3 protein-coding genes are annotated in these 4,965 nt (G+C 70.2%); 1 reads left to right on the top strand and 2 read right to left on the bottom strand.

Going from position 1 to position 4,965, the window contains the following annotated elements; all coding sequences use genetic code 11:
* The first annotated feature begins 344 nt into the window (after window positions 1-344).
* Complete coding sequence (locus Ade02nite_RS48715) at window positions 345-1,913, top strand: sigma-70 family RNA polymerase sigma factor (protein ID WP_203778275.1); 1,569 nt, start codon at window positions 345-347, stop codon at window positions 1,911-1,913.
* A 22-nt stretch (window positions 1,914-1,935) separates the two neighbouring features.
* On the opposite strand, the gene Ade02nite_RS48720 is transcribed toward Ade02nite_RS48715, so the two are convergent.
* A complete protein-coding gene (locus tag Ade02nite_RS48720; protein WP_203778276.1) occupies window positions 1,936-3,408 on the bottom strand; it encodes a non-reducing end alpha-L-arabinofuranosidase family hydrolase in 1,473 nt (490 codons plus the stop codon).
* A gap of 31 nt (window positions 3,409-3,439) precedes the next feature.
* Window positions 3,440-4,965, bottom strand: a 1,526-nt coding sequence (locus Ade02nite_RS48725; RefSeq protein WP_203778277.1) for a glycoside hydrolase family 43 protein, incomplete at its 5' end; no start/stop codon positions are given.

Below are 4,965 nucleotides of genomic sequence, written 5' to 3' on the forward strand. Positions count from 1 at the left end.
CGGCGGCCGCGACGCCGGCCAGCAGCCGGATCCGGCGGCCGGAGGAGGCAGGAGGACTGGCGGTCACGGGGTCTCCCTCATCACGAAAATGACAAACCTCGATGTGGGGTCATGCTGGCACGGGAAACGCCGGGGAAACAATACTTTCCGGAAGTGTTCCGGAAGTTCAGTCGGCAATTGAAACGTTCTACCAGGGTGTTTGTGCTGATAGGACACCGATCTCGGAATATTGGGAAGCGAAGCGATCCGAAAGTTCCGGACGTTGCGACTGCCCAAGCCAAGATCAGATAACATGTTCCCGCACTATTTCTTTCCTGTGACGGGCGGCATAGGGTGTCGTCGCTATGGAACGGAACGTGGCCGAGCTCGTCACCGCGGCCCGCAACGGCGACGGCCGGGCTCTTCAGCGGCTGATCGCTGATCATCTGCCGCTGGTCTACAACCTGGTCAGCGCGGCGATCGAGGACCCCGCGGACGTCGACGACGTCGTGCAGGACACGATGCTGCGAGCCGTGCGCGAGCTGCCGGGGCTGCGCACCCCCGGCAGCTTCCGGGCCTGGCTGGCCGTGATCGCGGTCCGTCAGGTCGGCACCCACCGGCAGCAGCAGCGCGCCGCCGGCCGCCGGCTCCGGCCGCTGGAGGAGGCCGCCGAGCAGGCGGATCCGCAGGCCGAGGTCGAGGACGTCACGGCGCTGCGCACCCAGCTCAGCGCTCAGCGCCGCCAGGTCGCCGCGGCCACGCGATGGCTGGATCCCGACGACCGTCGCCTGCTGTCGCTGTGGTGGCAGGAGATCGCCGGCCGGTTGACCCGCGCCGAGCTCGCCGAGGCGGCCGCCATCAGCGTCGCGCACGCGGGCGTCCGCGTGCAGCGCACCCGGGAACAGCTCGACCTCGCCCGAGCCGTCGTCGCGGCGCTCACCGCGCGACCGGCCTGCCCCGGCCTGGCCGCGGTGACGGCCGACTGGGACGGCCGGCCGTCACCGCTGTGGCGCAAGCGCATCGTCCGGCATGTCCGCGGCTGTCGCGCCTGCACGGCGGCGGGCGAGGGGCAGCTGCCGGCCGACAGGCTGCTGGCCACCCTGCCCGCCCTCGCGGTGCCGGCCGGGCTCGCCCACGCCGTCGTGGCCCCGATCGCCGCCGGCAGCGTCCCGATCGCGGCGGCCACCGGCGCGGCGGCGGGTGGCGTGGTGGCGGGCGGTGCGGTGGCCGGCGGTGCGATGGCCGGCAGTGTGGCCGCCGGTGGTGCGGCGGCCGGTGGTGCGGCGGTCGCGGGCAAACTCATCGCCGGGATCGTCGCCGGTGCCGCGGTCGTGGCCGTCAGCGTCCCGCTGGTCGTGCCCGATGAGCCCGAGCAGCGCGTCCCCGGCACGATCGCCGCGCCGGCGCCCACCGCCTCCACGGCGCGTTTCAGCACTCCCGCCCCGGCGCCCAGTCGCACCGTCGCGCGCCCGCCGACGGCGCCGGCGACCGCCGTGCCGCTCGGCGCCCTCTCCCTCGAGTGGGCCGGCGGCGGGTATCTCAGCCGCGGTGCGAACACCGACGTGGTAGCCGTGGCCGCCGTCGATCGCGACAGCGGTGCCGAGAGCCGGCGCCGCGCGACCTTCACCGCCGTCAACGGCCTGTCCGACCCCAAGTGCGTCTCGTTCCGCACCGGCGACGGCCGTTACCTGCGGCACTACGAGCTTCGGGGATACGTCGCCCCGTTCGACTACAGCCAGATCTTCCGCGAGGACGCCACCTACTGCCCCGGCCCGGGCCCGGTGGCCGGCACGGTGATCCTGCGGTCGTTCAACTACCCCGAGTTCCTTCTGCGCTGGACCGGTACGGAGTTCGGCATCGGCTACATCAAGGACACCGCCGAGTTCCGTGCGGCGAGCTCGTTCCGCATACGACCGGCCCTGGCCGCCGGGTGACGGCGGCCAGGGCACGGACTTCTCAGCGCTGCCGGGTGAGCAGGCCCGGCCGGTAGGGCAGCAGACCGTAGTCGCCACCCGAGCTCGGCGAGCGGCCCTGGTAGAGCAGCTGGAGGTTGCACGGGTCGACGGTCATGGTCTGGTCGGCGCTGACCCGCACCAGCTCACCGTGGCTGATGTCGTTGGTCCAGGTGGCGCCGCTGTTGGCCTTGCCGGCGAACGGGTTGCTCTCGGTCGCGGCGTTCGGCGTCCACGACCCGTTCAGGCTGGAGGCGGTGAACGAGCGGAAGTAGCGGCCGTTCGCGCCGATCGCCTCGACGATCATGAGGTACTGGTTCTGGCCCTGCACCTTGTAGACCTGCGGCGCCTCGAACAGGTTGTTCGTCGTGTCGCTCATGATCGTGGTGTAGGACGAGCCGAAGTTGCCGGGGAAGTTCCCGATCGGCATCGACGCGCGGTAGATCTTGCCGTTGTCACCGGCGAAGAACAGGTACATGTTCTGCCCGTCGGCGATCAGCGTCTGGTCGATCGGGCCGGTGCCGGAGCCGGTGATGCTGCCGGTGAACAGCGGCTGCGGCGCGGACCATCCGTTGGGGTTGGTCGGGTCGCTGGAGGTCCGGTAGATGAACGGCCAGGAACCCCACTGGTACGCCAGCACCCAGATGTTCTTCGGCGCGAAGTAGAGCAGCGTCGGCGCGACGGCCGCCGACGACATCGCGTTCTGCGAGGCCGAGCCCATCTCGGACCAGTTCGTGAACAGGCCGAAGTTCATCGAGCCCCACGTCGTGCCGGTGTCGTGCGTGGTCGCGTAGACCAGGTGCCGTCCGTTGTAGGGCACGGTCGTGAAGTCCTTGAGCGAGACCCAGCCCGACCGCGGCTGCGCCAGCGCCCCCGTCGAGCTCCAGCGGTAGGAGGACGGAAGCGTGCAGGACCCGGTCGGCGGCGGCGTCGTCGGGGTGGACCCGCCCACCCGGGCGAGCTGCCACTGCTGGTTGGTGCCGTTCCAGTCGGCGTACTGCACGATGTTGCCGCCGTCGGCGGTGGAGGCGCCCTGGACTTCGAGGGCCTTGCCGCTGTTGCGGTTGATCAGCTGGATGTAGCCGTCGATGTCCTGCACGCTGAACTGCTGGTTGGCGGCGTTGTTGTCGGTCCATTGCACGATCGCGGCGCCGTCGGCGGTGGAGTTGTTGCTGACGTCGAGGACCTTGCCGGACAGCCGCGACTTGACCCGGTAGTAGCCGTTGCCCGAGTCGACGAACTGCCACTGCTGCTGGTTGCCGTCGTTGCGGGTCCACTGGGTGATCCGGGCGCCGTCGTTGGTGGCCAGGTTGTAGACGTCGAGGGCCTTGCCGCTGTTGCGGTTGACCAGCACGTACCAGGCGCTGGTGTCAATGGTCGCGGCCGAGGCCGCGGGGGCGTTCACCACGGCGAGCAGCCCACCGGCCAGCGCGGTCGCGGCGGCCGTGACGGCGGCCAGCCATCGGGATCTCTTCACATCGGTTCCTTAGGGGTGATGGGGGACGGGACTACGGCGCCGTCAGGTCGAACCGGTTCACGGTGACCGCGCCGCCAAGGGCTCTCGTGGCGTAGTTGAAGATGCCGAAGCGGTAGCCCATGAAGAACTGCCAGTCGTTGTTCATCACGAACGCCGGCCCGAGCGTGGTGAACGTGCTGCCGTTCGTGCTGTACGAGAACGTCGCCGTGCGGCCGGATCCGGGCTGGATGTTCGCGGTGACCCGCAGCCAGATCGTGCCGCCCGAGACGGTGGCGCCGGCGGCTTCCGTGCCGGTGCCGGTCGTGGCCCAGCTGCCGGTGGACATGGTCAGGCCGTTGGTCATCGAGACGCGGGTGACGCCGTTGTCCTTGCGGACGCCGATCCACGCCGACCGGTCACGCAGCATGGCGAGCCCGGCCCGGTCGCCGTCGGCCATCGCCGAGTAGTTCAGCTGGATGGTGGCGGTCGACGCCGGGCCCTGGATCCGGTGCGTCAGCGTGTTGCGCGCGTTGTAGAGGTCGTTCGTGACGGTGGCGGTGGCGAGCCGCAGCCCGTTGCCGACGCTGACCCTCGACGTGTCCGGATTGTGGTTCCACTCCCAGCGCGGCGCCAGCGACGTGCCGGTGAACGTGTCCGGGCCGATCATCGGCTGCACGGTCCTCGTGGTGCTGATCGCGGGCTTCGGGTACGAGGTGCCCCAGCGGCCGTTGACGGTCTGCAGCACCGGCCAGCCGTCGCCGCTCCAGGTGATCGGGGCGAGCGTCGGCATCCGGCCGCCGGGGTAGGCGTCGGTGAACGCCATGTACCACCAGTCGCCGTTCTGCGTCTGCACCAGGCCGCCCTGGTGCGGGACGCCGCCGCCGGAGATGGGCCCGGGCAGGTCCAGCAGCACCTGGCGCTGTTCGTACGGCCCCCAGGGGCTGGTCGAGCGCAGCACGTACTGGCCGTTGGCCGGACGGGTGAGCCAGATGTAGTAGTAGTTGCCGCGCTTGTACATGCGCGCGCCCTCGAGCGTGCCGATGCTCGACGGTGTGGTGTAGACGGTCTGCGACCGGACCTCCGAGGTGAGGTCCGGCGACAGCTGCGCCACGCTGATCGTGCCGTTACCGTACGCGACGTACGGCGTCGTGCCGTCGAACAGCAGGCCGGCGTCGTAGTAGCACTTGTTGATCCGCGCCCGCTTGGCCCAGCCGCTGCCGATCGCCGCCGAGGTGTACACGTAGGTGCGGTTGAACTCGGTGCACCCGAGCCAGTAGTAGGTCGCGTCGCTCGGCCGGTAGTTGAACGCGGAGGCCCAGATGCCCTTGACGTACGCCCGGCCCCCGCTGAGGTCGTAGGCGGCGGAGTCGAAGTCGAGCCGGGGCACCGAGTGCCCCGCGTACTCCCAATTGACCAGGTCGTAGGAGCGCAGGATGGGTGCTCCGGGCGAGTAGTGCATGGTCGAGGCGGAGTAGTAGTACGCGTCGCCGACGCGGATGATGTCCCCGTCGGCGAAGTCCTGCCAGACGACCGGATTGGTGAAGCTGCCACCGGCCGGCGGGGTCGTGCCGGCGGGCA

Source organism: Paractinoplanes deccanensis (assembly GCF_016862115.1).
GTDB classification, from domain to species: Bacteria; Actinomycetota; Actinomycetes; order Mycobacteriales; family Micromonosporaceae; genus Actinoplanes; species Actinoplanes deccanensis.

Excerpts from the sequence above, each read along its gene's own strand:
- Ade02nite_RS48715 (WP_203778275.1), top strand. The coding sequence starts at position 345 with ATGGAACGGAACGTGGCCGAGCTCGTCACCGCGGCCCGCAACGGCGAC.